Below are 24,225 nucleotides of genomic sequence, written 5' to 3'. Positions count from 1 at the left end.
CCCGGAACCGGTGATTGTCGGGGACTTAGGCCAAAGTGGCTTTAGCTTTCTCGACAATCGCAGCAAACGCCGCTTTTTCGTTCACTGCCAGATCAGCCAGAACCTTACGGTCGATCTCGATGGACGCCTTTTTCAGACCGGCGATCAAACGGCTGTAAGACAGACCGTTGGTACGAGCACCAGCATTGATACGAGCGATCCACAGAGCGCGGAACTGACGTTTTTTCTGACGACGGTCACGGTAGGCGTATTGGCCTGCCTTGATTACCGCTTGCTTGGCAACACGGAATACGCGCGAACGCGCGCCGTAGTAGCCTTTAGCAAGTTTCAGAATTTTTTTGTGACGCTTACGGGCAATGACGCCACGCTTTACACGAGCCATGAGTTACTTCCTCTATTCTTGATCAAAATTAACGAAGGCGCAGCATGCGCTCGACTTTTGCCACGTCAGACGGATGCAGCAAGCTGCTACCGCGCAGTTGACGCTTACGCTTGGTCGACATTTTGGTCAGGATGTGGCTCTTGAAAGCGTGTTTGTGCTTGATGCCGTTAGCAGTTTTCAAAAACCGCTTAGCTGCACCACTTTTAGTCTTCATCTTTGGCATGTTCGGATACTCCGCATTCAGTTGATAAACATAACCGCAAGGCCTGCCGTGCCCTGGTGGTTATTTCTTCTTTTTCGGGGCGATGACCATGATCAGCTGGCGTCCTTCCATCTTAGGATGCTGTTCGACGGAACCGTATTCGAGCAGGTCAGCTTCAACCCGCTTCAACAATTCCATACCCAGCTCCTGGTGGGCCATCTCACGACCGCGGAATCTCAACGATACCTTGGCCCTGTCCCCGTCACTCAGGAAACGTACCAGGTTGCGTAGTTTTACCTGGTAATCCCCTTCCTCCGTCCCTGGACGAAACTTGATTTCTTTAACCTGGATCTGCTTCTGGTTTTTCTTCGCCGCAGCAATCTGCTTCTTCTTCTCGAAGATCGATTTGCCGTAGTCCATGACACGGCAGACCGGAGGTACTGCGTCGGCAGAAATCTCTACCAGATCCAGCTTCGCCTCTTCGGCTATACGAAGCGCTTCATCAATCGAGACGATGCCAATCTGCTCGCCGTCAGCGCCAATTAACCGAACCTCGCGGGCCGAGATATTCTCATTGATCGGGGCCTTGGGTGCAGCTCGTTTATCTTGTCTCATTTCACGCTTAATAATAATTACTCCGAATCTTGGCGACCACGCCGGGAAACCGCTTGTGCGAGGAATTCAGCGAATTGGGCGACCGGCATTGAACCGAGGTCAGCGCCTTCGCGTGTACGCACAGCGACAGTTTGCGTTTCAACTTCCCGATCTCCGATTACGAGGAGATAAGGGACCTTGAGCAAAGTATGCTCGCGGATTTTAAAGCCGATCTTTTCATTTCTCAAGTCAGACTTGGCACGAAATCCGCTTTGAGCCAGAGTTTTTTCGACTTCGAGAGCAAAATCTGCCTGTTTATCAGTGATATTCATGATCACTGCCTGCGTCGGAGCAAGCCAGGCCGGGAATGCACCTTCGTAATGTTCGATCAGAATACCGATGAAACGCTCGAAGGACCCGAGGATGGCACGGTGCAACATGACCGGATGCTTGCGACCGTTGTCTTCCGAGACGTACTCGGCGCTCAGACGGATAGGCAGGTTGAAATCGAGCTGCAGGGTACCACACTGCCAGACGCGACCGAGGCAATCCTTCAGGGAAAACTCGATTTTCGGACCATAGAATGCGCCCTCGCCCGGCTGCAGATCGTATGGCAGGCCAGCGCTGTCCAGCGCAGAAGCCAGTGCCGATTCGGCGCGATCCCACAATTCGTCGGAACCGACACGCTTTTCAGGACGGGTCGACAGCTTGAGCTCGATGTCCTTGAAGCCGAAATCGGCATACACATCCAGGGTCAGCTTGATGAAAGCGGCCGACTCGGACTGCATCTGCTCTTCAGTGCAGAAAATGTGTGCATCGTCCTGAGTGAAGCCACGCACGCGCATGATGCCGTGCAGCGCACCCGACGGCTCGTTACGGTGGCAGGCACCGAACTCGGCCAGACGCAATGGCAACTCGCGGTAGCTCTTCAGGCCCTGATTGAACACCTGCACGTGGCATGGGCAGTTCATCGGTTTGATCGCGTAGTCGCGGCTCTCGGACTCAGTGGTGAACATGTTGTCGGCGTAGTTGGCCCAGTGCCCGGATTTCTCCCAGAGCGAGCGATCAACCACCTGTGGAGTCTTGATCTCCAGATAGCCGTTCTCGCGCTGCACTTTGCGCATGTACTGCTCAAGCACCTGATACAGGGTCCAGCCCTGCGGATGCCAGAACACCATGCCCGGCGCTTCTTCCTGGGTATGGAACAACCCGAGGCGCTTGCCGATCTTGCGATGGTCACGCTTTTCGGCTTCTTCGATGCGCTGGATATAAGCAGCCAGTTGTTTCTTGTCCGCCCAGGCCGTGCCGTAGACGCGCTGCAACTGCTCGTTCTTGGCATCGCCGCGCCAGTAGGCACCGGACAGCTTGGTCAGCTTGAAAGACTTGAGGAAACGGGTGTTCGGCACGTGCGGACCGCGGCACATGTCGACGTATTCTTCGTGGTAGTACAAGCCCATGGTCTGCTGATCGGGCATGTCCTCGACCAGGCGCAGCTTGTAGTCTTCGTTGCGGGCAGTGAACACTTCGATCACTTGCGCGCGCGGCGTCACCTTCTTGATGACGTCGTAGTCCTTTTCGATCAGTTGCTGCATGCGCTGTTCAATGGCCGCCATGTCATCTGGCGTAAACGGGCGCTCGTAGGCAATATCGTAATAGAAGCCATCATCGATCACCGGACCGATAACCATCTTCGCCGTCGGATACAACTGCTTGACGGCATGGCCTACCAGGTGAGCGCAGGAGTGACGGATGATTTCCAGTCCTTCCTGATCCTTGGGGGTGATGATCTGCAGGCTGGCATCGCCTTCGATGAGATCGCTGGCATCGACCAGCTTGCCGTCGACTTTACCGGCTACGGTGGCCTTGGCCAGACCTGCACCAATGGAAAGCGCGACATCGGCTACGGAAACCGGATGATCGAAGGAACGTTGACTGCCGTCGGGAAGAGTAATAGTGGGCATGGCGCCTCCTCTCCTAGTGGTGACCCCTACCAAAGGTCACGTGGGTTGGGATGAGCCAGTACGTGATTCGGTGGTATGCCTGCCTCACAGTGGCAGGAGCCTTCAGGCCAACCTTGAACCGAACCAGATGACTGGATTGTGCGAAAAAACCTGTATGTGCCACACCGATAACCATTCAGTCACGGGGCCGGAAATCTACAGGACGCGCATCCTAGCACAGCTGCATCGATTCACACGCACAACCTGCCCGATGAGTATGGAAATAGAGCGTTTTTGCATATTGCCTGAACTGGAGCCCTTCAAGACCGTCTGAATAAGTCGAGTTCCTGTATGACTCTTCCAGTAAAGGAGAACACCATGAAGCGCTTACACCTTATGCCTGCCCTGCTTGCCTGTGCCGCCCTGGCCGGACCGCTGACCGCTCAAGCGGCGATGGACAGCGCGACTCGCTCAGCCTTCACTCAAGAATGTGTCAACGCCGCGAAACAGCACAAGCTGGACGACAAGACAGCCAAGGCCCATTGCGATTGCGGCGCCAAGCAGGTCGACAGCCATTTCTCGGACAAGGAAATCGCCAGCCTCAGCACCGACGCCGCTCAAAACCCGGCCCTGGCCTCGAAACTGCAAAAACTGGTCGCCGAAAACTGCAGCGCGGCAAAAAAATAATTTCCCGCGACACCTGAAGCAACTCACCAGCAATGGCTGTTGAAGCTCCCGGAAAATATGCCCGAAAGCCGCGTAAAACGTGGCTTTCGGCGTAACAGAATCGACCCTCGATCTTCGCAAACTGTCACACCGAATTCACACAACGGTAATATGACGCCCTGCATCTTCTCGACTTTGATTCAAAGTTCCTACCTAAATGACTCTCTTTTCTTACATTTCGACTATTATGGCTCGGTGTGCCCAGTTGGCCTGAGCAGCACGTTCTACTGAAAAATTATGTTCTTGGAGATACACCATGTCTAATCGCCAAACCGGCACCGTAAAATGGTTCAACGATGAAAAAGGCTTCGGCTTTATCACTCCACAAGGTGGCGGTGACGATCTGTTCGTCCACTTCAAAGCAATCCAGAGCGACGGTTTCAAAAGCCTGAAAGAAGGCCAGACCGTTTCTTTCGTTGCTGCTAAAGGCCAGAAAGGCATGCAAGCAGAAGAAGTCACTGTGGTCTGATCCACCTGACTTGAAAAAAACCCGTCTCATCGACGGGTTTTTTTATCGAAAAGGGAAAATGCAGTCATCAACCGCAGTTGACGCGAGTCACCTTACCGCTGGCATCTGTGTTGATATTCACGCGATCGGATCGATACTCCAGCGTGACCATATCGTTAGGGCTGAGAACACGCGCTTCATTCGACCCGGACTGAGTGCGCACCTGAGCCAGCAATGCGGCTGACGCCTGCTGCCCCAGCACGGACTGAGCCTGCGCAGCATCGCAGCGACCATGTCCGGCATGAGACGCTGGAGCCTGAGCGGTTTCGGGGGCTGACCCTGATGTGGCACTGCACCCTGCCAACAACGCCGTTAAAACGAAAAAACCTGATGCTGCAAATTTCCGGGGCATACACCCTCCTCTTCCAATGAACATGATCAGACCTTGTGCGACCGCACCCGGGCGCATTGGTTGCAGGCACAAGCTCACACGCTGCAAAAGTCTGCCCCAGAGGGGCAGTGCATGCGCAACCAAAAATCGTCACAAAACGTTTATTCGCATAGGCTATTAATAAACCGGGATGATGCCTAAGTAGAAGTGTCACCATGGACCTGTAATGATCTACTACAGGCGACGCTCAGGCATTGGGCAACGCTCAGGACGATGCGTTGCTTTCACACAAGACGAGACAGACATGACAATCATATCCATCGATGCGGACATCAAGGCCAAATGGCCTCAGGGACATTGCTCGCACAGCCCCGGCACTGCCGAAGAGCTTACGATCATTGCCGTCGACCTGCTGGTCAAGGAACTGGGCACCGAGGGTGCCCGAACCTTTCTCAGTCAGGTGCTAAGCAGATACTCGCCAGCCGAACTGCCCGCCTGACACGCGACGACTCATTTCAAGCGCGCCAGCCGGCTGGTCAACAGGTCGAAAAAGCCCTGAGCGTCACCATTCTCGACCCAGAACACATTCTGCGGCTGCTTCAGCGTGCCGTACCAGTCTGCGACGGTCTGACCAAAACCGATGCCGTCACGACTATCGATGGCAAGGTTGATCTGCCGACCTGAAAACAGCTCAGGCTGGAGCAACCAGGCAATCACGCTGGCATCATGGACAGGCCCGCCAGGCAGTCCGTAATGTTCCATATCCAGCTTGACGTATTCATCGAGAATTCCGCCAACCAGCTTGCCCGCCTGATTACCCAATGCGGCGATCTTCTGGAGACGCTGCTCGCTGGTCAGAATCTTGTGGGTCACGTCCAGTGGCACGTAGGTCAGCTTGACGCCACTGGCCAGTACGATCTGCGCGGCATGGGGATCGGCGAACAGGTTGAATTCGGCAGTCGGCGTGATATTGCCGCCATTGAAGTGCGCACCACCCATGACCACGACTTCCTTGATCCCCTGAGTGATTTCGGGAGCCTGTACCAGTGCCAGCGCCAGATTGGTCTGCGGGCCAAGCATCGCGATGGTGATGCTGTGCGGCTCGGCTTTTTTCAGGGTATCGATCAGGTAATTGACTGCATTACCTTCGGCCAGGCCTTTTGCCGGCTCATGGATCGGCACACCCGGCAGACCTTCCTGACCATGCACGTTTTCGGCATAGATCGGCGTACGTACCAGAGGCTTTGGAGCACCGGCATAGACTGGCACCTCTTCACGCCCTGCCCACTCACGGGCAAGCCTGGCATTGCGCGAAGTCTTGTCCAGACGCACATTGCCGGCAACCGTGGTAATCGCCAGTACGTTCAGTTCTTCCGGAGAGGCCAGCGCCAGCAGCAGTGCGACCACATCGTCGGCCCCCGGATCGGTATCGATGATCAGGTTGCGCTTTTCAGCCGCCTGAGCGGCACTCATACCGAGAATGGACAAAAGCGATAGGCTCCACAGTAGTTGTCTGGAAAGTTTAAATAATTGCATGGTTTACTCCCTGTTCAAGTTGTCCTTAAAAAACCACACCAGCCACCAATGCAACATTGCTATACGGCTGGCATTCCCCGCTACGCACGATAGCCTTTGCGCTACGGCTCAAGACTTTCAATTCTTCATGACTCACCCAGCGCTGCTGGCCCAATTGCTCATCAAGCGCCAAGGCTTCGATCACCCGCAGCCCCGGTGGCTGTACGTTCACCATCTCGCTGGCCAGCACGTGGCTTTCGACCTGCATTTCCGTCAGCACGACATCCAGCACACTGGCGAAATCCGGCACACCATGGGTCAACGCCAGATCGATCAGTTCGACACCCGCAGGCACGGGCATGCCAGCATCGACAATCATGAGGATATCGCCGTGCCCCAGTGAGGCAATCACGCGGGACAAGGCAATATTGAGAAGAGGTGTCTTTTTCATGAGGCTTTGAATTCCTGCACTTCATCGAACGTCGGTATCGAAGGTTGCGCACCGGCACGGGTGACAGACAGTGCCGCCGCAACCTGAGCAAAGCGGATCGCTTCGGTCTCACTCTTGCCTTGCGAAAGAGCCGAAGCGAAACCACCGACAAAGGTATCACCTGCCGCTGTCGTATCAACCGCCTTCACTCTCAGCGCAGGCACATGTTCAAAACCCTGGGCATTGGCCAGCAGGCTGCCCTGCTCTCCCAGCGTGATGATGACATTCCGCGCCCCGGCAGCCAGCAGCGCTGTCGCCGCCTGTTGCGCCGCAGCGGGCGAGTCCACCACGACTCCCGTAAGAGCCTGCGCCTCGCTTTCATTGGGGATCAGATAATCAATCAACCCATACCACTCCTGCGGCAAGGGGTCGGCAGCCGGTGCCGGGTTGAGAATGACGGTCTTGCCCAGCTCACGGGCTCGGGACAAGGTGTGACGGACCGTTTCCAGTGGCACTTCGAGCTGGCAGATGACAACGTCGGCAGCAACCAGCAGCGTATCGAACACCCCGATCAGAGACGGCGTCAGTTGAGCATTGCCTCCGGCGACGACAATGATCGCGTTTTGACTGTTGTCATCCACCACAATCGACGCAATGCCGGTGGACACCCCGGCCACCGAAGTGACCGCCCGGCAATCGATGCCCTCAGCCAGCAACGCCTCACGCAACTGCTCGCCATAGGCATCTTCGCCCACACAACCGATCATCGCCACGCTGCCACCCAGACGCGCAGCCGCCACAGCCTGATTGGCCCCCTTGCCGCCGGGCACCGTCATGAAGGTGTTTCCCGAAAGCGTCTCACCGGGCCGCGGCAAGCGCTGGGCGCGAATCACCAGGTCCATGTTCAGGCTGCCTACTATCACTATTTTTGCTTGCATGGCTCATTCGCTCGGCACTGTGTTTCAGCGCAATTCATTGAAAGCATTGTTCGGCGGCGCAGTGGATTCACGAACCACAACGCTGGGGGTTACAAGACGCTTGCGGGTCGTCTCGGTCGAGGGCTCGACAATCCTGGAGAGCAGCATTTCAGCCGCCGTCTCACCCAACTGCATGATCGACTGCCCGACAGTGGTCAACGCGGGATAGACATAGCGACTCATCTGGATATCGTCGAAACCGATCACCGAAAGGTCACGGGGCACCCGGATATTGCGCTCGGCCGCCGCTCGCAGCACACCAATGGCAATCACGTCGTTACCGGCAAAAATGGCGGTCGGCCGATGATGGCCCAACAGACTGACCGCGGCCTCATGACCGGCAGAACTGGTGAAGTCACTGTGGACTGCCCACTCTGGCACGACCTCGATACCCGCTTCCTGCAGGGCGCGCCGATAACCGACAAAACGCATCTCGGCCACCGCGGTATCGGCCGGCCCGCCGATACAGGCAATATCGCGGTGCCCAAGGTCGAGCAAGTGGCGGGTCGCCAGATACGCACCGTGCTCGTGATCGATGCGCACCATATCGGCATCAATCCCCTCAAGCTCACGGTCGACGATCACCATGGGCGTGCGAACCTCGGCCAGACCGCCCGCGATACTCACATCGCCACCGACCGAGGAGACGATCAGACCGTCGACACGCTTCTCCAGCAGGACGCGCAGGTAATTGCGCTGTTTTTCCGGATTGTCGTCGGAGTTGCAAAGGATCACACAAAAGCCATTACGCTCGCAGTGATCCTCGATCCCTCGCGCCAGTTCGGCGAAATAGGGGTTGATGCCGTTGGGGATCAACAATCCGATAGTGGATGTAGTCTTGGCCTTGAGCGAACGGGCGACTGCACTGGGCACATAATCGAGCTGCGCAATCGCCGCCTCGACCTTGATCCGGACCGGCTCGCTCACGGGCCGGGTCTTGTTCAGCACATGGGACACCGTGGTGTAGGAAATCCCTGCCAGCGCCGCGACGTCTTTGATGGTTGCCATATCAGACCTGCCGCCGTGCCCGGTGGCTACGATAGGTGTCCAGTACCACCGCAATCACGATCACGGCACCGGTGATGATGCGTTTGGTGGGCTCCGACGCACCGATCTGCGCCAGACCTGCGGCCAGAACGGAAATGATCAACACCCCAAAGAAGGTGCTGATGATCGAACCACGTCCGCCCATCAGGCTGGTGCCGCCGATCACCACCGCCGCGATGACCTGCAACTCCATGCCCGCACCGGCATTGGGATCAGCCGCTTCCAGGCGCGATATCTGGAACAAGGCCGCCACACCGGCCAGCAGGCCCATCAGCGAAAACACCAGAATCTTGTAAGGCTTGGGATTGATCCCTGCCAGACGCACAGCCTCTTCGTTGGTGCCGATACCGATCAGGTAACGACCGAAGACCGTGCGCGTCAGCACTGCCTGGGCAATGAAGATCACCAGCAGCGCGATAAGGAACGAGGGCGAAATCCCAAAGGCAATGGGATTGGAAAGCCAGGCAAAGGAGTCACCGATGTAGGCCGTGCGCGAATCCGTCATCTGATACGCCACACCTCGCGCCATTTCCAGCACACCCAACGACACGATAAAGGACGGGATACGCCACGCGACAGTGATCGAGCCGGTAATGGTGCCTGCCAGAGTCGCGCAGCCGATGCCCAGCAAAGCGGCGGGAAACACGCTCCAGCCCCAGCCCAGAATCGCCACACTTACCGCCGAAGCAGCCAATGCCAGAACCGAACCCACCGACAGATCAATGCCGCCGATGATCAGCACCAGGGTCATGCCCACGGCCAGCACCATCAGGTCCGGGATCTGATTGGCCAGGGTGCTGAAGGTCTGATACGACAGGAAGTGATCGCTCAATAACGAGAACAGCACAATCATCGCCAGCAAGGCGCCTGCCAGCCCAAGGTAAGTGCCAAGGCCAAAATAGTTCCGGGCAGCTGAAGGCTGCGTCTGGGAAACAGGGTTTTTCATGAGTCATTCCTGGGCGCTGCTTCGCTAAGCAACGCATCACGTTTTTGATAGCCGGCAAAAGCAGCGGCGAGCAGTTGATCCTGAGTCCAGCTGTCGCGCTCGAAGGTATCGATCAGACGACCCGCCGACAGCACACCGATGCGATCACAAATCAGCATGAGTTCCCGAAGGTCACTGGATACCACGACCAGCGCCCGCCCCTGCCGGGTCAGCTCGCCCAATAGCGCGTAGATATCGAACTTGGCCCCCACATCGATACCCCGCGTGGGCTCATCGAACAGCATCACCGGGCAGTCACGCTCCAGCCAGCGACCGATCACCACCTTCTGCTGATTGCCGCCGGAAAGCTCCGAGACCAGTTGTGCCGGGCTGGAGCTGCGGATACGCATGGCCGCGACCTGCCGCTGCGCCAAGGCCAGCTCATCGCGGGCACTGACCACACCGCCGCGAGAGATGGCCGGCATATTGCCCAGCGCGACGTTGGCACTGATCGACTGCGACATCAGCAGGCCCTCGCCCTTGCGGTCTTCGGTGATCAGCGCAATGCCATGCTCTACGGCATCGGCTGGTGAGCGAATGATCGCCTCGCGTAATGGCTGACCCACTTCGATGCTGCCGCTATCGGCCTTGTCTGCGCCGTAGATCAAACGCAAAAGCTCTGTTCGCCCCGCACCGATCAGGCCGGAAATACCGAAGATCTCGCCACGGCGCACCTGAAACGAAACGTCCTTTACCTTATCCGAGCGTCCCAGTCCCTTGACCGACAGCGCGACCTCACCAATCTGTCGAGCACCCATGTCCATATGTTCGCCAAGCTCGCGCCCGACCATCAACGTAACCAGTTGCTCGCTGTCATAACGGGCAATCGGCTCGACACAGACCAGCTTGCCGTCACGCAGTACGGCAATGCGCTGGGAAACCCTGGCCAGTTCTTCCAGGCGATGGGAGATGTAAATGATCGAGACGCCACGCGCCTGCAAGCGGCTGACCTGCTCGAACAGCATTTCGACCTCTCGCGATGTCAGCATCGCGGTAGGTTCATCGAGAATCAGCACATGGCAATCGCCGGTCAGGTTACGGGCGATTTCAACCATCTGCTGATGACCGATCCCCAGATCGCCGACCAAGGTGTCAGGGTCGATGGCCTCAAGGCCCACCTGGGCCATGGCCTTGATGGCGTTTTCACGCAGGCGCTTGCGGTCGATCCAGCCCATGCGGCGCGGCATGTCATCCAGAAACAGGTTTTCGGCCACCGTCAGGGTCGGCAGCAGATTCAACTCCTGCATGACCATGCGTACGCCCAGCTTTTCAGCTTGCGTACGGTTGGCTGGCTGATAAGGCTGCCCCTGAAAATGCATCACACCGGCATCAGGCACAACCAGCCCGCCAATGATCTTCGACAAGGTGCTTTTGCCTGCGCCGTTTTCGCCGGTCAAGGCCAGCACTTCGCCGCGCATCAGCGTCAGCTCGATATCGCCAAGAACCGGTTGTGCGTAGGTCTTGCCGATTCCGCTGATGGACAGAACAGCATCCTGGACAGGTGCTGACATAAGCTTCTCCCGGTGCCTGCCCGGTTAGGGCAGGCACCATTACCAGACAGATATCAAGGTTTGGTGACGAGTTCGACAGGGGTTTCGATCACGCCATTGACGCTATCGACCGGCTGCTTCTTGACCAGCTTCAAGGCTGCCTCGATCCCGAAAACCGCCTGTTTGGCAGCGAACTGGTCAGCAGTGGCCAGCACTCGACCATCCTTGAGCATCGGCTTGATGGCGTTGATATTGTCGTAACCGACCACCGCCACCTTACCCGCCTTGCCTGCGGCACGAACCGCCGACACCGCGCCCAGCGCCATACTGTCGTTGCCCGCCAGCAGCGCCTTGAGGTTCGGGTACTCATTGAGCATGGCCGAGGCAACGGCGTTGCCCTTGTCGATTTCCCAGTTACCGGACTGCACGGAAACAACCTTCAATTGCGCAGTACCCATGGCGTCCTTGAAACCGGCGGTACGTTGCTGGGCATTGGTGGTGGTTGGCACGCCTTCAATGATGCCGACTTCATCACCCGCCTTCAGCCCTTTGGCCAGGTACTCACCAACCAGACGAGCGCCCTTGCGGTTATCCGGGCCTACAAAAGGCACTTCGATGTTTTTGCTTTTCAGCACGGTGGCATCCAGCTGGTTATCAATGTTGACGACCTGGATACCGGCGTCCATCGCCTTCTTGATCACCGGCACCAGCGCCTTGGAATCGGCAGGCGCGATGACCAGAGCATCGACTCTGGAGACGATCATCTGCTCTACGATACGGATCTGACTGGCTGTGTCGGACTCATCCTTGATGCCGTTGGAAATCAGGTCGAAGTCGTTGGAATGCTCTTTCTGATAGGCCTTGGCACCATCTTCCATGGTCCGGAAGAACTCGTTGGCCAGTGATTTCATGACCAGAGCGACCTTGGGCTTTTCAGCATCCTGAGCGTGGGCGAGCGAGAGGGGAGTGACTGCCGTTACGGCAGAGAAAATAGCGGCAGCGAGAAGACGTCCAGCGAATGGCAGCTTCATGAGTTCATCTCCGATGTTGTGATTATTTTTCGGGCGAACGACGCAGGGTCGAACATGGGCTCGACACGCAAACGTTTGCGAGTGAGAACTATGAGAAAGCTTGCGGGTTTTGTCAATCAACAGAAAGCCGTCTACTGCCCTCCCCGACAAAGAGAAAATGCCATCGAAAAGACGGAAACCAGACGGGTAAATCAATAAGCAGCGATATGCTCCTGAATACAGGCGCTTGATCCTACATAAAAGTTGCGAAAGATCCGACAGTGAAATACTGTATGCCCGTACAGCAAAATCAAGGGACCTTTTTCGTGGCAAAACAAAGCGCAGCAGCAACCCCCTCCCTTCCCGGCTCTTATGAACGCCTTGGCATACGGGTGCAAAAAATCATCAACTCGCCTACCGCCCAGAAAGCCAAAGCCGCTTTGATATTCCGCCTGCCTGACGAGACGGAAGACGACTGGGCTCAGTTGCTGGAAGAAATAGCCGAGAACGATAACGTCACCCTCGCCTGGCGCGATGACGGCGGCGTACAGATTTTCTGGACATTGCCTAAGGAAGACTGACGGCATGACGGTTAGATTTTCTGCCCTGCTCTGCACCACCCTGCTCCTCATTGCTCCACTGACCGTACAAGCCGATGCTCCCCGCACCTTCAGCGAAGCGAAAAAAGTCGCCTGGCGACTGTATGCGACGCAAGCGACCGAGTTCTATTGCGGCTGCAAATACACCGGCAATCAGGTTGACCTTGCTGCATGCGGCTACGTACCACGCAAGAACGCCAACCGCGCCAAACGCATCGAATGGGAACATATCGTGCCCGCCTGGCAGATTGGCCATCAACGCCAGTGCTGGCAGGATGGCGGACGAAAGAACTGCTCAAAAAATGACGACGTCTACAAACGTGCCGAGGCCGACCTGCACAACCTGGTGCCAAGCATCGGTGAGGTAAACGGCGACCGCAGCAACTTCAGTTTTGGCTGGTTGCCCGAGCAGAAAGGCCAATACGGCTCCTGCCTGACTCAAGTGGATTTCAAGGCGAAAAAAGTCATGCCGCGCCCTTCGATACGCGGCATGATCGCGCGCACTTATTTCTACATGAGCAAGCAGTACAACTTGCGCCTGTCACGTCAGGACCAACAACTTTATCAGGCCTGGAACAAGACTTACCCGGTTCAGGACTGGGAACGCCAGCGCAATCAGCGGGTCGCCTGCGTGATGGGCCGAGGTAACGAGTTCGTCGGGCCGGTCAATCTCAAATCCTGTTCCTGACTAACTGGATTCACCCATTTGAACAGTTTCCGACGCCCGCTTCATGCGTCTGGATAAAGCCTTTCGCCACTCGTCGGACAACTGTTCAGTTGGATCCAAAACGATGTAATTTCCCTGTTCGCGTCCTGTTTGAATAATGGCTGCACCTGCCTGAGCACGCTGTAAAAGCGGGCAGCACCTTGAGCAGGACGCTAGAGACCGCAGTCCGATCAGAACCGCCTGAATTAATTGCAGCCCTGTATCGATCTCGAAATGAAGTAGCAATGCCACGTGCATGACGCACGCCCAGCTACCCGTACTCGTATGTACTCATTTTCAGATGGCGTAACCCTTACGCCCAACAGGCAGGCATGAATGACTATTCAAACGGAATTTGAAATCCACTATCAATTCAAGGGCGAAGCTCGCCACTTTCTGCATCAGGCCCTGCTCCTCAGCCAAAGCGACGCCCTGCATATGGCTACGCTGCATGCCGGAGTAGGAACCGTCAGTGACAATGTATCCGCAGGCCCCATACGCTTGGCAATTTTGCAGGCGCAGGGGTTTGGCGTGACGCAGGTGCATTGGAAGAAGTGCTCTGCAAACGTCCAGCTACCTGAATAATGAAACCGGCCCATCAGGGCCGGTCTTCATCAAGGCTGTCAGATCGGGGCATATTCGCCCGTGCCCTCAGGCCAGGGTGTCAGCAACTCGAACCCCGTCTGAGTCACGGCAACCATATGCTCCCACTGAGCAGACAAGGACAGGTCCCGTGTCAGTACTGTCCAGCCGTCCGCCAGCGCCTTGGTCTCCGGCCTGCCGGCGTTGATCATCGGCTCGATGGTAAACACCATTCCAGGCTTGAGCTTGAGGCCCTTGCCAGCAGTGCCGTAGTGCAGAACCTGTGGCTCTTCGTGGTAAGTACGGCCAATGCCATGCCCGCAATACTCGCGCACGACGCTGAAGCCTTCACGGTGAGCAACCGTCTGGATGGCATGGCCGATATCACCCAGCGTGGCCCCCGGACGCACGGCATGGATACCGGCGCGGGTGGCTTCATAGGTGGTTTCCACCAGCCGTTTGGCCAGCGGGCTGACTTCACCGACCAGATACATGCGACTGGTGTCGCCGTACCAGCCATCCTTGATCACCGCCACATCGATATTGACGATATCGCCGTCCTTGAGGATGTCGGTCGGCGAAGGAATGCCATGACAGACCACGGCATTGGGTGAAATGCAGGTGGTCTTGGTGAAACCGTGATAGCCCACGTTCGCCGGGATGACTTTCAGCTCCTTGACGATGTATTCGTTGCAGATGTCATCGAGGGCTTCGGTGCTGACACCGGCTTTCACATGGGGGGCGATCATTGCCAGTACATCGGCAGCCAGCCTGCCCGCAATGCGCAACTGGACAAGATCCTGTTCGGTCTTGAGCGTAATACCGCGACTCATGAGGCCACCTTGGTAACCGAAGAAGTACCGAAAGCCTGAGTAGTCAGTACGGTGCCACCTGCATCCTCGGCACGAATCAGCATCTGACAGATCTCGCTGTAGTTGAGTGTCGGATGGAGTTCGGCAAGCATGCCAATCCGCATCCAGTGCTCAGCCTGAGCGTTGATTGAGCGACTCAATGCCACGCTGGCCGAGCGCAGATTGGCATGCATGTGTTCAGAAATCTTTACCAGCCCCATGGCTCACCTCATATGGAATATACGAAGCATATATGTTTCGTATATCCACAGGCAAGAGACTGCTTCAGGCTACAGCGGCTACGCAACGCTCCTCGCCATAGGGAGCGTCGGTGACAGGCATCGAGCCTTGTGGCTCATCGAAGTTGAACTGGCGCAACGCAGTTGCCAAGGCAAGGAAGTCTTCGCGCTGCATCTCGTTGACCAGAACAGCGCAAAAGGATGGGTGAGTGATAGAACCTTGCAATGCATTCAGGGACATGACAACCTCTTACTGGATACTGTTGTTATATACAGTATTCATGTAACCGATCCGGCACAAGCCTGCTTGCGACGAATGGTCATTCTCTGTCCCCGGCAGAATCAAAGCCCGGCCAGTACTCGCAGGCGCTCCCAGTCACTACGGTCGATAGCGATGCCGTCAACCAGCGATCGGGCTCGCTGGACATAGCGGCGGTCACCGGGAATACGCTCCTGTCCTACTCCCTGCATCTGACGGACAAGCTCCTCGCTACGCTGCGCGAACTGCTGGCCACTGCCTCTGTCCGGATCGATGACAATCAGCAACTGCCCTGTCCAGGGTGTCTGCGCGCCGGGGTGTTTCGACCAGTCGAACCCGAACGAAAAATTCCCGCCTGTCAGCCCTGCCGCCAGCAGTTCCACCATCATGGACAGTGCTGAGCCCTTGTAGCCGCCAAACGGCAACAGCGCTCCACCATCGAGAATGGCCTTGGGGTCTTCGGTTGGCTGCCCGTTGCGATCCACGCCCATGCCCGGTGGCAGCATCCGCCCTTCCCGCGCAGCAATCTGGACATCGCCGTGGGCAATGGCGCTGGTGGCGAGATCGAACACTATGGGCTCGCCATCCACACGGGGAGCCGCGAAGGCAATCGGATTGGTGCCAAACAGTGGTTTTTGCGCGCCATGGGGTACAACGCAGGTCATGCTGTTGACCACACTCAGCGCGACAAGGCCTTGCTGGGCAAAAGGCTCGACATCCGGCCATAGCGCCGCAAAATGATGGGAGTTGCGGATGGCCAGAATCGCAATCCCCGCACTCCTGACCTTTTCAATCAGCAATGAACGGGCAGCCTCCAGGGCGGGCTGGGCAAAACCATTGGCGGCATCGACTCTTACGAAGGCAGCCGCGACATCTTCGACAACAGGCACGGCCTGACCATCGACCCAGCCACTGGCCAGCGACGACAAGTAGCCCGGAATACGAAAGATGCCATGGCTGTGAGAACCGTCACGCTGCGCACTGGCACAGTTTTCGGACAACACATGAGCGACCTGCGGCGAAGTGCCGTGAGCCAGAAATATCTGGAAAAGCAGGTCGGCCAACTGCGAATACGAAACCGCCTGAACCTGATCATTGTCACGAATTGCGGGCATCTGAAACTCCGGCGTCGGTTGAAAGAACAAGTATCAGTGCATGTAAAAATACTGCCTGGCGCCACGCGAAAAAACTTTCAACAGCATTTTTACATCAATGAGAGCCGATCACATTCACGATGAAATAATCCTCCGCCTGATACTCAATAGCCATACATTGTTCTCTCCAATGGAGATCAAGAGGTAGAATGCGTCAACGGTACAGACCGGAGAGCCAATGAGCGCCCCCATCCTCAGCGAAGCAGAATATGACGCAATAACCGATGCCGCCGCGCATTGGTGTATGCGCCTGCATGCTGACGACTGCACGGATGCCGAGCGAAAGGTTTTCAACCAGTGGTTCAATGCCCATCCACAGCATGCGATCGAATACGAAGCGATGCTGGAGATATGGGATATCTCCGAGCAGGTCACGCCTGCCAATCCGGCCCCGGTGGTCGAGCTGAAACCTCAAGCGCCCAGGGCAACGCCTTATCGCAATCGCTTTCGCCGCCATTACGCTGCTGCCGCCACCATCGCGGCCCTGGCAATTCCTCTGGCGGGCATTACCGGCTGGAATCAAGGCTGGCTCCCAAACGCTTACGACACCTATGAAGCACAGGATGCTACTCGGGTCGTCACCATGGCCGATGGCAGCCGCGTCGAGCTGAACCTGGGTACGCAACTGACTTACGCCAACTACAAGGACCGTCGCAGTGTCACCCTGCAAAAGGGCGAGGCGTTCTTCGAAGTCAGCCATGACAGCACTCACCCCTTCGTGGTCAGCGCCGGGCAAGGCAGCGTCAAGGTGACGGGGACCCGCTTCAATGTCTGGATGTATCAGGAGCAGGTGCGGGTCACTCTGGTGGATGGTTCGGTACAGGTCAGCAGTGACCGTTCGCAACCGGGCACCGGTTACCGTCTGGACCCCGGCATGCAGGCCAGTTACAAACCGGGTGATTTCCAGCCAAAAGTCAGCGACACCCTTGCAGGCGATACCAGCCTTGCGTGGCGCAATGGCAAGCTGATCTTCAATGACATGCCGTTGAGCCAGGCCTTGCCGTTGATAAACCGCTACCTTCCTACGCCAATCCTGCTGGCCGATAACGCCACTGGCGCAATTCGCCTGGGTGGCAGCTACAACACTCATGACATGTCGAGCCTGCTGGCATCACTGCCCAAGGTACTGCCGGTATTCATCACCCAGAATCAGGAAGGCAACCCGGTCCTCAACAAGCGCTCGCCGGTAACACCGAAGAGCTGATCTTCATATCCCCGCAAAATTTCCTACGCAACAGATGTAAATGCGAAGCATTTTCACGTATTTTTGAATAATACCCCGGTATGATTTCGGTCCGATCAGGATGTGCAGGCTGTTTTTTCGACGGCCCCTACCCTGTCCAAATGACGTTTTTATGTTTTTTTTGCATTCAAAGATGAGTTTTTCAGGCGCTCGTTCGTCTTAGTAAATGAGTTTCGTTTACACAACCCAATGAGCCGCACTGAAAAAGCCTGAAAAGGAGTTTGCGCATGTTCAATCGTCAAGGAATTACAACCCGCACGATGCTCCGGCAGACGGCCCTCTCTGCCCAGTCAGAGTCACCCGCCGCAGAAACCGATCGCCCGGGCAACGAACATATAAGGCTGCTGCTGAAAAGTTTTGGCCTGCGCACAAGCCTGGTCAGGCTGAAGGTTCTGGACGCACTGCTGGCCGCCAATGACGAAGGTCAGCCGCTGGGTGTGCGGGGTGTGCACAGCCAGCTGCTGCGGCTCGATGTGCCGTTGTCCTTTCTCAGTGTGCGCGAAGTGCTCAAGCGCCTGTGCGATGAAGGCGTGATCAATCTAAATGCGGACAAGACCTACAGCCTTCATCCTCGCGCCTGGGAATGGCTCAACGAATCGAACAAGAATTGCACCCCGTAATGTGTAGATGCGAGGGCAGCGAGTCTCAGTTCCTGACCTTGCGCCGCATGATGCCGTTCAGAATGACCACCACGACAGCCACGCTTATTGCAATGTATTGAAAGGCCTTCTCGCTGAGCACCCCACTGTTCTGCAGATGCGACAGGCCCAGCATGATCGCCAGCACGGACAGGGCAATCAGAATGGAGTAAATCAAACGCTGCTTGTTGGTCATAACGGCTTCCTGAGTTCTCTGAATAGCATTGGCTCTGCGCAAATGCCCGCATATGGTACGCCGATGTGCCGTTTCTGGCACGGCTCCCCCCGCCTCATCACCGCCTCTTTGACAGTCACAGAGCACAATTGAACATTGCCGTGTGAATCACGCATGGTTTAATGCCGCCCTTCAATGTCGTTTATCGACTGTTCATGACTTGCCAAGGAGTTTCAACATGCCCCATGAAGGCAGCCTGCTACAGGCCGCAGTCGTGTTCCTGCTCGCCGCTGTATTGACTGTTCCGCTGGCCAAGCGCCTGCAACTGGGCGCCGTGCTGGGCTATTTATTCGCGGGCGTCATCATCGGCCCTTCGGTGCTCAAACTGATCGGCAATCCGGAAAGCGTCAGCCACATTTCCGAACTCGGGGTGGTGTTGCTGCTGTTCATCATCGGCCTGGAACTGTCGCCCAAACGTTTATGGGTGATGCGCAAGGCAGTCTTCGGGGTCGGCATGGCACAAGTTCTGCTGACCGGCCTGGTGATTGGCTGCGTTGCCCTGCTGGCTTTCGAGCAACCCATCAATACGGCTGTGGTGCTGGGTCTGGGGCTTGCGTTGTCCTCGACCGCCTTTGGCCTGCAAAGCCTGGCCGAGCGCAAGGAACTGAACAGTCCCCATGGGCGACTGGCGTTTGCCATTCTGCTGTTTCAGGACATCGCTGCCATCCCGTTGATTGCCATGGTCCCACTGCTGGCCGGTACCAGCCATGAGCACGACTTGAGCCCCCATGAAAGCCTGCGTCACAGCCTGCAAGTCCTGGGCAGCATCGCAATTGTGGTGGTCGGCGGACGTTATCTGCTGCGCCCGGTGTTTCGCATCGTGGCCAAGACCAAAATCCAGGAAGTATCGACTGCCACTGCCTTGCTGGTGGTGATTGGCACTGCCTGGCTGATGGAGCTGGTAGGCGTGTCCATGGCGCTGGGCGCATTCCTGGCCGGCCTGCTGCTGGCCGACTCCGAATACCGGCACGAACTGGAAGCTCAGATCGAGCCTTTCAAAGGCCTGTTGCTGGGGCTGTTTTTCATCAGTGTCGGGATGGGCGCCAATATCAGCCTGTTGTTCAGTTCACCCGTGACGGTACTGGGGCTGACATTTCTGCTGATTGCCCTGAAATTTCCGCTGCTGTTTTTCATCGGGCGTCTGGCAGGCGGGCTGAGCAAGCAGAATGCTCTGAGCCTGGGGCTGGTGCTGGCCGCAGGTGGCGAGTTCGCTTTCGTCGTCTTCAAGATCGGCAACCAGCAAGGCCTGTTCGAACCCGCGCTGTACGACATTCTGATCCTGGCCATTACTCTCTCCATGGCCATGACGCCGCTGCTGTTCATGGCCATGGCTCGCTGGATCAAGCCCAAGGCAAAACCTGTGGAAGTGCCGGACGAGTATCGCGATATCAATACCGACAGCCCTCGCGTGGTGATTGCCGGCATGGGCCGTATGGGCCAGATCGTGGCGCGTATTCTGCGTGCGCAGAATATCCCTTTCGTGGCGCTGGATACTGCCGTGGAATCCATTGAGTTTTCGCGCAGCTTCGGCAATGTGCCGGTGTTCTACGGTGACCCGCTGAAACCGGAAATCCTGCGTGCGGCCAAGGTGCATGAAGCAGAGTTCTTTATCATCGCCACCGACGATCCCGACACCAACATCAAGACCGCCGAGCTGATCCGCAAGCTGTACCCGGACATGAAGATCATTGCCCGCGCCCGTAACCGTCAGCACGTTCATCGCCTGATCGACGTGGGCGCACAGGCGGTACGTGAAACCTTCTACTCCAGCCTGGAAATGAGCCGTCAGACCCTGCTCGGCCTTGGTTTGAGCCAGGCTCAGGCCGATGCACGGATCAGCCGCTTCAAGCGCCACGACGAACAGGTGCTGGCTGCGCAACATCTGGTGTATGACGACGAAGCCAAACTTCTGCAAACCGCACGGGAAGCCCGGAAGGAACTGGCGCAGTTGTTTGAAGCGGATCGTCAGGAAGAAGAGTCGGGCAAGTCCTGATTCGCGACTGAAGTCGCTCCTACGCAATTGTGTGGGAGCGAATCGGGCGGCGCTCCGCTCAGTCGCGAAAACCTCCTACTCGGCATACGGGCTGTCCCAATACCGCTTGTGCATGCCGAGCTTTTTCTTCAAGCCCCTGGGCAAACGCTTTTCCTGTTTGCTCAATTTATAGGCCAGCAGCTTGAGGGCGTTGCGCACGAAAGACAGTGGCCAGAGTAGAAAACGGCGCTTGCCCAGAAAGGCAAGCTCCGACTTCACGTAGCGCATCCCCTCGCCCGCAACGCCACCAAAGGTTTCATAGATCCAGGACTCGCGGGACTGGAACACGCCAATATCGAAGTAACGGCAAAACTCCTCGCGCAAGCTGTAGTTGTGCGAATGCCTGCACACCGCCGAACCTTCGTAGGCGATTTTCCAGCCGTCGAGCAGCATCTTGGCCGTGACGTACATGTCTTCGGACAGGATCACATGCCGTGGGAAACCACCAATCGCCAGCAACGCCTCACGACGATATGCCGCGAATGAGTTCGACATGAACGGTGTCTTGATGCCCAGGGTTCCGGCATCTTCGAGGGTCTTGATCCGGGAAGTCGCAGGGTAATTGAATAATCGTGCATGCTGCGCCAGCAGGTTGGCATCCTTGTGGGGCAATTGCCGCCCGCACACTGCGCCTACCCTGGGATCAGCGAATGGCAGCACGATATTGGCGATGGCATTGATGTCTTCAACATAGGCATCCTGGGTCATGTAGACGTAGATGTCGTAGTCGGGGTTGAGCTCGACCATCATCTGCCGGGTGCCGCCGTGATTGAAATCCTTGCTATCGATACGGATCACATTGGCGCAACGTGAACGCGCCAGTTCCAGGGTGCCATCCGAAGAGCTGGAATCCACGATCAGGGTGTCGAACGTGGCGGTCTGGGTCGCCAGTGAATCCAGCAGGCGCTCCAGATCCTTGCGCCCGTTATAGGTCGGAATGACACAAGCCACTCTCAAAGACGGCATAACAATACTCCAGAGCAAAATCCTGATGCCCAATCTGTCAGCGTGTTTGAGGGTAGCTCATGCCTCGCCGGACGACCATTCGAATGCAGTCAGCCCAATACCTCGCTCAAGGGAATGAAGTTGATCCAGTCCCCTTCAGCGACCGTGGTGCCTTCGCGAACCTCGATCAGCCCGTCTGCCCATGCCGCACTGCGCAGCACGCCCGAGCTTTGGTTGCTGTAGGCCACGGCACGCCCTTGCTCAAGACGACCGCGCAGGTATTCGCGACGATTGCCCGCCTTGCGCCAGACGAACCCGGCCGGTACCGGAAACTGCATGGGCGTGACATCTGCCACTCCCATGCGACGCAACAGATAGGCTCGGGCCAGTAGCGCGAAAGTGACCAGCGTGGAGGCCGGGTTGCCCGGCAGGCCGATTACCGGCACGCCACGAAAATGGCCGAAGGTCAGTGGTTTGCCCGGCTTGATGGCCAGTTTCCACAGTGACAGCTCACCCTCTTCACGCAATGCATGGCCAAGGAAGTCAGCCTCCCCGACAGAAACACCGCCCGTGGACAGGATCAGATCGACCCCATCAAGCCCGGCCAATGCGGCACGGGTCTTTTCCAGATCGTCCGGCAGGATACCCGCATCCAGAACCTCGCATTCAAGGCGCTTCAACCAACTGCACAGCAACACGCGATTACTGTTGTAGATCTGCCCTGGCCCCAACGGCTGGCCTGGCTCGATCAACTCATCGCCGGTGGACAGCACGGCAACCCGGACACGGCGTATGACATCCAGTCCAGCCAGCCCCAGGGACGCCGCGAGCCCGAGTTCTATAGGCCCCAGGCGAGTACCGGCCGCCAGCACCTTGTCACCGATCGTGGTTTCCTGCCCTTGAGGACGGATGTTCTGTCCGGGCTTCAGCGGCTCGGTAAAGCGCACGCGCTGGTCTTGCAGGACTTCGGCGTTTTCCTGCATTTCAACGCAATCGGCACCTTGCGGCATGGGAGCGCCGGTAAAGATGCGCGCGCAGGTACCGGCAGCCAGCGGTTCGGGCGCCTGCCCGGCGAAGATACGCTGGCTGACCGGCAGCGGTTCGCCGGTCCAGTCAGCCAGACGCAAGGCGTAACCATCCATGGCGCTGTTGGGCCAGGGTGGCAGGTCGAGGGTGGATATCAGATCCACCGCCAATACACGCCCTTGAGCTTCAGCCAGAGAAACCCGCTCGTGCTCGGTGATGGGCGAGGCTTCGGCCATTTCCATCAGGCGCGCAAGGGCTTGTTCGACAGGCATCAAGGCCTGAGGTGCGTTCATGCTCGATCAACCACGAGTGGCGCAGGGCTCGGCCTGCTTGAGGTGTGGCACGAAATTGCACGGGCGGAAACGCGAATCCAGTTGTTGGGACAGAATACCGTCCCAGGCAGTACGCACTGCATTGGTGGAGCCCGGCAGGCAGCAGACCAGCGTACCGTTGGCCAGACCGGCCAAGGCGCGGGACTGGATGGTCGAGGTGCCGATGTCCGGTACGGAAATCTGCCGGAACAGCTCACCGAAGCCATCGACCTGTTTGTCCAGCAGGCAGCTCACGGCTTCCGGCGTGCTGTCACGCCCGGTAAACCCGGTGCCACCGGTGATCAGCACCACCTGGACCTGCTCATCGGCAATCCAGGTCGCGACCTGCGCACGAATCCTGTACAGGTCATCCTTGAGCAGCACACGCTCGATCAAGCCGTGACCGGCTTCGGTCAGACGATCGACGAACATCTGTCCCGACGTGTCGGTCTCGAAGGTGCGGGTATCGCTGACGGTCAGAACAGCGATATTCAAAGGTACAAAAGGTGTGTCAGCCTTGGCTTTCATGGCCTAGATCCGGTTGTTAAGGAAACAGGCCGGTGTTATATCACAGCACTCCTTTTGACTGCCCGGTGAGTCTTTGATGAATGTTGGTACTGCCCTGCCATCCTGCTCGATCCTGTTGCTGGCCGGAGGTCAGGGACAACGCATGGGCGGGCGCGACAAAGGCCTGGTCGAGTGGCAAGGCGAGCCCTTGATTCAACATCTGCATCGCCTGACACGCCCCTTGACCGATGACTTGATCGTATCCTGCAACCGCAACCTTGAGCGTTATGCCGCTTACGCCGATCAACTGGTTCAGGACGATAACACCGACTTTTCGGGGCCACTGGCCGGTATCCGCGCCGCCCTGCCCCTTGCACGACATGAATACCTGCTGGTATTGCCCTGCGACGTGCCGCTGATCGACAGCTCGCTATTGCAGGCACTGCGCAAGACCGCGTTCGAGCACCCCGGCCATCCGGTCATGGTCCGCGAAGGCGAACACTGGCAACCCCTGCTCTGCATCATCCCGACCGCCCATGCCGCAGCCCTTGAAAACGCCTGGCAAAGTGGTGAACGCAGCCCGCGCCGGGCCATGGCACACTTGCAGCCTGTGGCCCTGCAACTTGAGGCTGGCGACCCGCGTCTGGCCAATTTCAATACGCCAGACCTGCTGAGCCAGATCAATGATCAGGCTCTGTGAACTTTTCACGGAACTTGCAAAGGGTGTATACGTCTGAGAGTCACTAGCTTGCAAAACAAGC

The 24,225-nt window shown here is 57.3% G+C and carries 30 protein-coding genes; 10 read left to right on the top strand and 20 right to left on the bottom strand.

All coding sequences use genetic code 11. The annotated features are described in order from the left end of the window. Positions 1 to 25: 25 nt before the first annotated feature. The 4 genes from rplT to thrS are packed head-to-tail and all read right to left on the bottom strand — an operon-like array spanning position 26 to position 3,139. Positions 26 to 382 (bottom strand): 50S ribosomal protein L20, encoded by a 357-nt coding sequence (gene rplT / locus JL015_RS15715; RefSeq protein ID WP_016963673.1) that lies wholly within the window; start codon positions 380 to 382, stop codon positions 26 to 28. A 28-nt stretch (positions 383 to 410) separates the two neighbouring features. Beyond that, positions 411 to 605, bottom strand: a complete 195-nt coding sequence (rpmI, locus tag JL015_RS15710; protein ID WP_002553160.1) for a 50S ribosomal protein L35 — start codon at positions 603 to 605, stop codon at positions 411 to 413. Positions 606 to 665: 60 nt separating this feature from the next. Beyond that, positions 666 to 1,217 carry a translation initiation factor IF-3 gene (gene infC / locus JL015_RS15705; protein ID WP_170929410.1) on the bottom strand — a complete coding sequence of 184 codons (552 nt, stop codon included), beginning with the start codon at positions 1,215 to 1,217 and terminating at the stop codon, positions 666 to 668. Further along, on the bottom strand, positions 1,217 to 3,139 hold the full coding sequence (thrS, locus tag JL015_RS15700) for a threonine--tRNA ligase (protein WP_201006940.1): 1,923 nt from the start codon (positions 3,137 to 3,139) through the stop codon (positions 1,217 to 1,219). Before thrS ends, infC begins: the two co-directional genes overlap by 1 nt. Before the next feature lie 357 nt (positions 3,140 to 3,496). Here thrS and JL015_RS15695 point away from each other — a divergent pair, with 357 nt between their 5' ends. Both JL015_RS15695 and JL015_RS15690 read left to right on the top strand, forming a co-directional pair. Next, positions 3,497 to 3,805, top strand: a complete 309-nt coding sequence (locus JL015_RS15695) for a hypothetical protein (RefSeq protein WP_201006938.1) — start codon at positions 3,497 to 3,499, stop codon at positions 3,803 to 3,805. Positions 3,806 to 4,100: 295 nt separating this feature from the next. Then, positions 4,101 to 4,313, top strand: a complete 213-nt coding sequence (locus JL015_RS15690) for a cold-shock protein (protein ID WP_024685433.1) — start codon at positions 4,101 to 4,103, stop codon at positions 4,311 to 4,313. Positions 4,314 to 4,380: 67 nt separating this feature from the next. Here JL015_RS15690 and JL015_RS15685 read toward each other — a convergent pair whose 3' ends face one another. Beyond that, positions 4,381 to 4,704, bottom strand: coding sequence for an I78 family peptidase inhibitor (locus tag JL015_RS15685; RefSeq protein ID WP_201019090.1), 324 nt, complete (start codon positions 4,702 to 4,704; stop codon positions 4,381 to 4,383). A 283-nt stretch (positions 4,705 to 4,987) separates the two neighbouring features. On the opposite strand from JL015_RS15685, the gene JL015_RS15680 reads away from it, so the two are divergent. Beyond that, entirely contained in the window at positions 4,988 to 5,182 is a 195-nt protein-coding gene (locus JL015_RS15680; protein WP_025260463.1) for a hypothetical protein, read from the top strand. Positions 5,183 to 5,193: 11 nt separating this feature from the next. Here JL015_RS15680 and JL015_RS15675 read toward each other — a convergent pair whose 3' ends face one another. The 7 genes from JL015_RS15675 to JL015_RS15645 are packed head-to-tail and all read right to left on the bottom strand — an operon-like array spanning position 5,194 to position 12,158. Continuing rightward, positions 5,194 to 6,219: a nucleoside hydrolase gene (locus JL015_RS15675; RefSeq protein ID WP_201019089.1), complete on the bottom strand. Its 1,026-nt coding sequence runs from the start codon at positions 6,217 to 6,219 to the stop codon at positions 5,194 to 5,196. 25 nt (positions 6,220 to 6,244) lie between these two features. Beyond that, positions 6,245 to 6,649, bottom strand: coding sequence for a D-ribose pyranase (gene rbsD, locus JL015_RS15670; protein WP_201006935.1), 405 nt, complete (start codon positions 6,647 to 6,649; stop codon positions 6,245 to 6,247). After that, positions 6,646 to 7,566, bottom strand: a complete 921-nt coding sequence (gene rbsK, locus JL015_RS15665) for a ribokinase (protein ID WP_201019088.1) — start codon at positions 7,564 to 7,566, stop codon at positions 6,646 to 6,648. The genes rbsD and rbsK overlap by 4 nt, the downstream gene beginning before the upstream one ends. 24 nt (positions 7,567 to 7,590) lie before the next feature. Further along, positions 7,591 to 8,613 (bottom strand): LacI family DNA-binding transcriptional regulator, encoded by a 1,023-nt coding sequence (locus JL015_RS15660; RefSeq protein ID WP_201019087.1) that lies wholly within the window; start codon positions 8,611 to 8,613, stop codon positions 7,591 to 7,593. 1 nt (position 8,614) lies between these two features. Continuing rightward, positions 8,615 to 9,598: an ABC transporter permease gene (locus JL015_RS15655; protein WP_201019086.1), complete on the bottom strand. Its 984-nt coding sequence runs from the start codon at positions 9,596 to 9,598 to the stop codon at positions 8,615 to 8,617. Further along, complete coding sequence (locus JL015_RS15650) at positions 9,595 to 11,148, bottom strand: sugar ABC transporter ATP-binding protein (protein WP_201019085.1); 1,554 nt, start codon at positions 11,146 to 11,148, stop codon at positions 9,595 to 9,597. Before JL015_RS15650 ends, JL015_RS15655 begins: the two co-directional genes overlap by 4 nt. A gap of 53 nt (positions 11,149 to 11,201) precedes the next feature. Then, the gene (locus JL015_RS15645) at positions 11,202 to 12,158 is read right to left on the bottom strand and encodes a sugar ABC transporter substrate-binding protein (protein WP_201019084.1); all 957 of its coding nucleotides are present in this window, start codon (positions 12,156 to 12,158) and stop codon (positions 11,202 to 11,204) included. Between the two features lie 305 nt (positions 12,159 to 12,463). On the opposite strand from JL015_RS15645, the gene JL015_RS15640 reads away from it, so the two are divergent. From JL015_RS15640 to JL015_RS15630, 3 genes are all read left to right on the top strand, one after another. Continuing rightward, positions 12,464 to 12,718 carry a DUF1654 domain-containing protein gene (locus JL015_RS15640; RefSeq protein WP_201006928.1) on the top strand — a complete coding sequence of 85 codons (255 nt, stop codon included), beginning with the start codon at positions 12,464 to 12,466 and terminating at the stop codon, positions 12,716 to 12,718. 4 nt (positions 12,719 to 12,722) lie between these two features. Beyond that, positions 12,723 to 13,424 carry an endonuclease gene (locus JL015_RS15635; RefSeq protein WP_201019083.1) on the top strand — a complete coding sequence of 234 codons (702 nt, stop codon included), beginning with the start codon at positions 12,723 to 12,725 and terminating at the stop codon, positions 13,422 to 13,424. Between the two features lie 354 nt (positions 13,425 to 13,778). Further along, complete coding sequence (locus tag JL015_RS15630) at positions 13,779 to 14,027, top strand: DUF6555 family protein (RefSeq protein WP_201019082.1); 249 nt, start codon at positions 13,779 to 13,781, stop codon at positions 14,025 to 14,027. A 38-nt stretch (positions 14,028 to 14,065) separates the two neighbouring features. Here the strand turns inward: JL015_RS15630 and map are convergent, their stop codons facing one another. The 4 genes from map to JL015_RS15610 form a co-directional block, all read right to left on the bottom strand. Continuing rightward, the gene (map, locus tag JL015_RS15625) at positions 14,066 to 14,857 is read right to left on the bottom strand and encodes a type I methionyl aminopeptidase (protein WP_201006922.1); all 792 of its coding nucleotides are present in this window, start codon (positions 14,855 to 14,857) and stop codon (positions 14,066 to 14,068) included. Next, complete coding sequence (locus tag JL015_RS15620; protein WP_201006920.1) at positions 14,854 to 15,096, bottom strand: ParD-like family protein; 243 nt, start codon at positions 15,094 to 15,096, stop codon at positions 14,854 to 14,856. The genes map and JL015_RS15620 overlap by 4 nt, the downstream gene beginning before the upstream one ends. 64 nt (positions 15,097 to 15,160) lie before the next feature. Continuing rightward, the gene (locus tag JL015_RS15615; RefSeq protein WP_201019081.1) at positions 15,161 to 15,355 is read right to left on the bottom strand and encodes a hypothetical protein; all 195 of its coding nucleotides are present in this window, start codon (positions 15,353 to 15,355) and stop codon (positions 15,161 to 15,163) included. 101 nt (positions 15,356 to 15,456) lie between these two features. After that, a complete protein-coding gene (locus JL015_RS15610) occupies positions 15,457 to 16,488 on the bottom strand; it encodes an Ldh family oxidoreductase (protein ID WP_201019080.1) in 1,032 nt (343 codons plus the stop codon). Between the two features lie 217 nt (positions 16,489 to 16,705). Here JL015_RS15610 and JL015_RS15605 point away from each other — a divergent pair, with 217 nt between their 5' ends. Both JL015_RS15605 and JL015_RS15600 read left to right on the top strand, forming a co-directional pair. Continuing rightward, on the top strand, positions 16,706 to 17,731 hold the full coding sequence (locus JL015_RS15605; protein ID WP_201019079.1) for a FecR family protein: 1,026 nt from the start codon (positions 16,706 to 16,708) through the stop codon (positions 17,729 to 17,731). A gap of 266 nt (positions 17,732 to 17,997) precedes the next feature. Next, complete coding sequence (locus JL015_RS15600; RefSeq protein WP_201019078.1) at positions 17,998 to 18,390, top strand: Fe2+/Zn2+ uptake regulation protein; 393 nt, start codon at positions 17,998 to 18,000, stop codon at positions 18,388 to 18,390. Between the two features lie 25 nt (positions 18,391 to 18,415). Here the strand turns inward: JL015_RS15600 and JL015_RS15595 are convergent, their stop codons facing one another. Continuing rightward, positions 18,416 to 18,604, bottom strand: a complete 189-nt coding sequence (locus tag JL015_RS15595) for a hypothetical protein (RefSeq protein WP_201019077.1) — start codon at positions 18,602 to 18,604, stop codon at positions 18,416 to 18,418. 217 nt (positions 18,605 to 18,821) lie between these two features. Here JL015_RS15595 and JL015_RS15590 point away from each other — a divergent pair, with 217 nt between their 5' ends. Next, positions 18,822 to 20,636: a monovalent cation:proton antiporter-2 (CPA2) family protein gene (locus tag JL015_RS15590; protein WP_201006911.1), complete on the top strand. Its 1,815-nt coding sequence runs from the start codon at positions 18,822 to 18,824 to the stop codon at positions 20,634 to 20,636. Positions 20,637 to 20,711: 75 nt separating this feature from the next. Here the strand turns inward: JL015_RS15590 and JL015_RS15585 are convergent, their stop codons facing one another. The 3 genes from JL015_RS15585 to moaB all read right to left on the bottom strand — a co-directional run bounded on the left by JL015_RS15585 (position 20,712) and on the right by moaB (position 23,485). After that, a complete protein-coding gene (locus tag JL015_RS15585; RefSeq protein ID WP_201006910.1) occupies positions 20,712 to 21,641 on the bottom strand; it encodes a glycosyltransferase in 930 nt (309 codons plus the stop codon). Positions 21,642 to 21,730: 89 nt separating this feature from the next. After that, the gene (locus JL015_RS15580) at positions 21,731 to 22,939 is read right to left on the bottom strand and encodes a molybdopterin molybdotransferase MoeA (RefSeq protein WP_201019076.1); all 1,209 of its coding nucleotides are present in this window, start codon (positions 22,937 to 22,939) and stop codon (positions 21,731 to 21,733) included. 6 nt (positions 22,940 to 22,945) lie between these two features. Next, positions 22,946 to 23,485 (bottom strand): molybdenum cofactor biosynthesis protein B, encoded by a 540-nt coding sequence (gene moaB / locus JL015_RS15575; RefSeq protein WP_201006908.1) that lies wholly within the window; start codon positions 23,483 to 23,485, stop codon positions 22,946 to 22,948. Between the two features lie 76 nt (positions 23,486 to 23,561). Between moaB and mobA the strand changes: the two genes are divergently transcribed. Beyond that, positions 23,562 to 24,164 carry a molybdenum cofactor guanylyltransferase MobA gene (gene mobA, locus JL015_RS15570; RefSeq protein WP_201019075.1) on the top strand — a complete coding sequence of 201 codons (603 nt, stop codon included), beginning with the start codon at positions 23,562 to 23,564 and terminating at the stop codon, positions 24,162 to 24,164. The last annotated feature ends 61 nt before the right edge of the window (positions 24,165 to 24,225 follow it).

Origin of the sequence: Pseudomonas cichorii, from assembly GCF_015471405.1 — a bacterium.
Lineage (GTDB): Bacteria > Pseudomonadota > Gammaproteobacteria > Pseudomonadales > Pseudomonadaceae > Aquipseudomonas > Aquipseudomonas serbiensis.
This window is presented reverse-complemented; position numbering and strand designations above follow the sequence as displayed.

Coding starts and splice junctions, on each gene's coding strand:
- JL015_RS15645 (WP_201019084.1), bottom strand. CDS start 12,158: ATGAAGCTGCCATTCGCTGGACGTCTTCTCGCTGCCGCTATTTTCTCT.
- JL015_RS15695 (WP_201006938.1), top strand. CDS start 3,497: ATGAAGCGCTTACACCTTATGCCTGCCCTGCTTGCCTGTGCCGCCCTG.
- rpmI (WP_002553160.1), bottom strand. CDS start 605: ATGCCAAAGATGAAGACTAAAAGTGGTGCAGCTAAGCGGTTTTTGAAA.
- JL015_RS15585 (WP_201006910.1), bottom strand. CDS start 21,641: ATGCCGTCTTTGAGAGTGGCTTGTGTCATTCCGACCTATAACGGGCGC.
- JL015_RS15675 (WP_201019089.1), bottom strand. CDS start 6,219: ATGCAATTATTTAAACTTTCCAGACAACTACTGTGGAGCCTATCGCTT.
- JL015_RS15605 (WP_201019079.1), top strand. CDS start 16,706: ATGAGCGCCCCCATCCTCAGCGAAGCAGAATATGACGCAATAACCGAT.
- JL015_RS15630 (WP_201019082.1), top strand. CDS start 13,779: ATGACTATTCAAACGGAATTTGAAATCCACTATCAATTCAAGGGCGAA.
- rplT (WP_016963673.1), bottom strand. CDS start 382: ATGGCTCGTGTAAAGCGTGGCGTCATTGCCCGTAAGCGTCACAAAAAA.
- moaB (WP_201006908.1), bottom strand. CDS start 23,485: ATGAAAGCCAAGGCTGACACACCTTTTGTACCTTTGAATATCGCTGTT.
- JL015_RS15620 (WP_201006920.1), bottom strand. CDS start 15,096: ATGGGGCTGGTAAAGATTTCTGAACACATGCATGCCAATCTGCGCTCG.
- JL015_RS15690 (WP_024685433.1), top strand. CDS start 4,101: ATGTCTAATCGCCAAACCGGCACCGTAAAATGGTTCAACGATGAAAAA.
- JL015_RS15580 (WP_201019076.1), bottom strand. CDS start 22,939: ATGAACGCACCTCAGGCCTTGATGCCTGTCGAACAAGCCCTTGCGCGC.
- JL015_RS15660 (WP_201019087.1), bottom strand. CDS start 8,613: ATGGCAACCATCAAAGACGTCGCGGCGCTGGCAGGGATTTCCTACACC.
- map (WP_201006922.1), bottom strand. CDS start 14,857: ATGAGTCGCGGTATTACGCTCAAGACCGAACAGGATCTTGTCCAGTTG.
- JL015_RS15600 (WP_201019078.1), top strand. CDS start 17,998: ATGTTCAATCGTCAAGGAATTACAACCCGCACGATGCTCCGGCAGACG.
- JL015_RS15595 (WP_201019077.1), bottom strand. CDS start 18,604: ATGACCAACAAGCAGCGTTTGATTTACTCCATTCTGATTGCCCTGTCC.
- JL015_RS15615 (WP_201019081.1), bottom strand. CDS start 15,355: ATGTCCCTGAATGCATTGCAAGGTTCTATCACTCACCCATCCTTTTGC.
- mobA (WP_201019075.1), top strand. CDS start 23,562: ATGAATGTTGGTACTGCCCTGCCATCCTGCTCGATCCTGTTGCTGGCC.
- thrS (WP_201006940.1), bottom strand. CDS start 3,139: ATGCCCACTATTACTCTTCCCGACGGCAGTCAACGTTCCTTCGATCAT.
- JL015_RS15590 (WP_201006911.1), top strand. CDS start 18,822: ATGCCCCATGAAGGCAGCCTGCTACAGGCCGCAGTCGTGTTCCTGCTC.
- JL015_RS15610 (WP_201019080.1), bottom strand. CDS start 16,488: ATGCCCGCAATTCGTGACAATGATCAGGTTCAGGCGGTTTCGTATTCG.
- JL015_RS15680 (WP_025260463.1), top strand. CDS start 4,988: ATGACAATCATATCCATCGATGCGGACATCAAGGCCAAATGGCCTCAG.
- JL015_RS15650 (WP_201019085.1), bottom strand. CDS start 11,148: ATGTCAGCACCTGTCCAGGATGCTGTTCTGTCCATCAGCGGAATCGGC.
- JL015_RS15685 (WP_201019090.1), bottom strand. CDS start 4,704: ATGCCCCGGAAATTTGCAGCATCAGGTTTTTTCGTTTTAACGGCGTTG.
- JL015_RS15635 (WP_201019083.1), top strand. CDS start 12,723: ATGACGGTTAGATTTTCTGCCCTGCTCTGCACCACCCTGCTCCTCATT.
- JL015_RS15655 (WP_201019086.1), bottom strand. CDS start 9,598: ATGAAAAACCCTGTTTCCCAGACGCAGCCTTCAGCTGCCCGGAACTAT.
- rbsD (WP_201006935.1), bottom strand. CDS start 6,649: ATGAAAAAGACACCTCTTCTCAATATTGCCTTGTCCCGCGTGATTGCC.
- rbsK (WP_201019088.1), bottom strand. CDS start 7,566: ATGCAAGCAAAAATAGTGATAGTAGGCAGCCTGAACATGGACCTGGTG.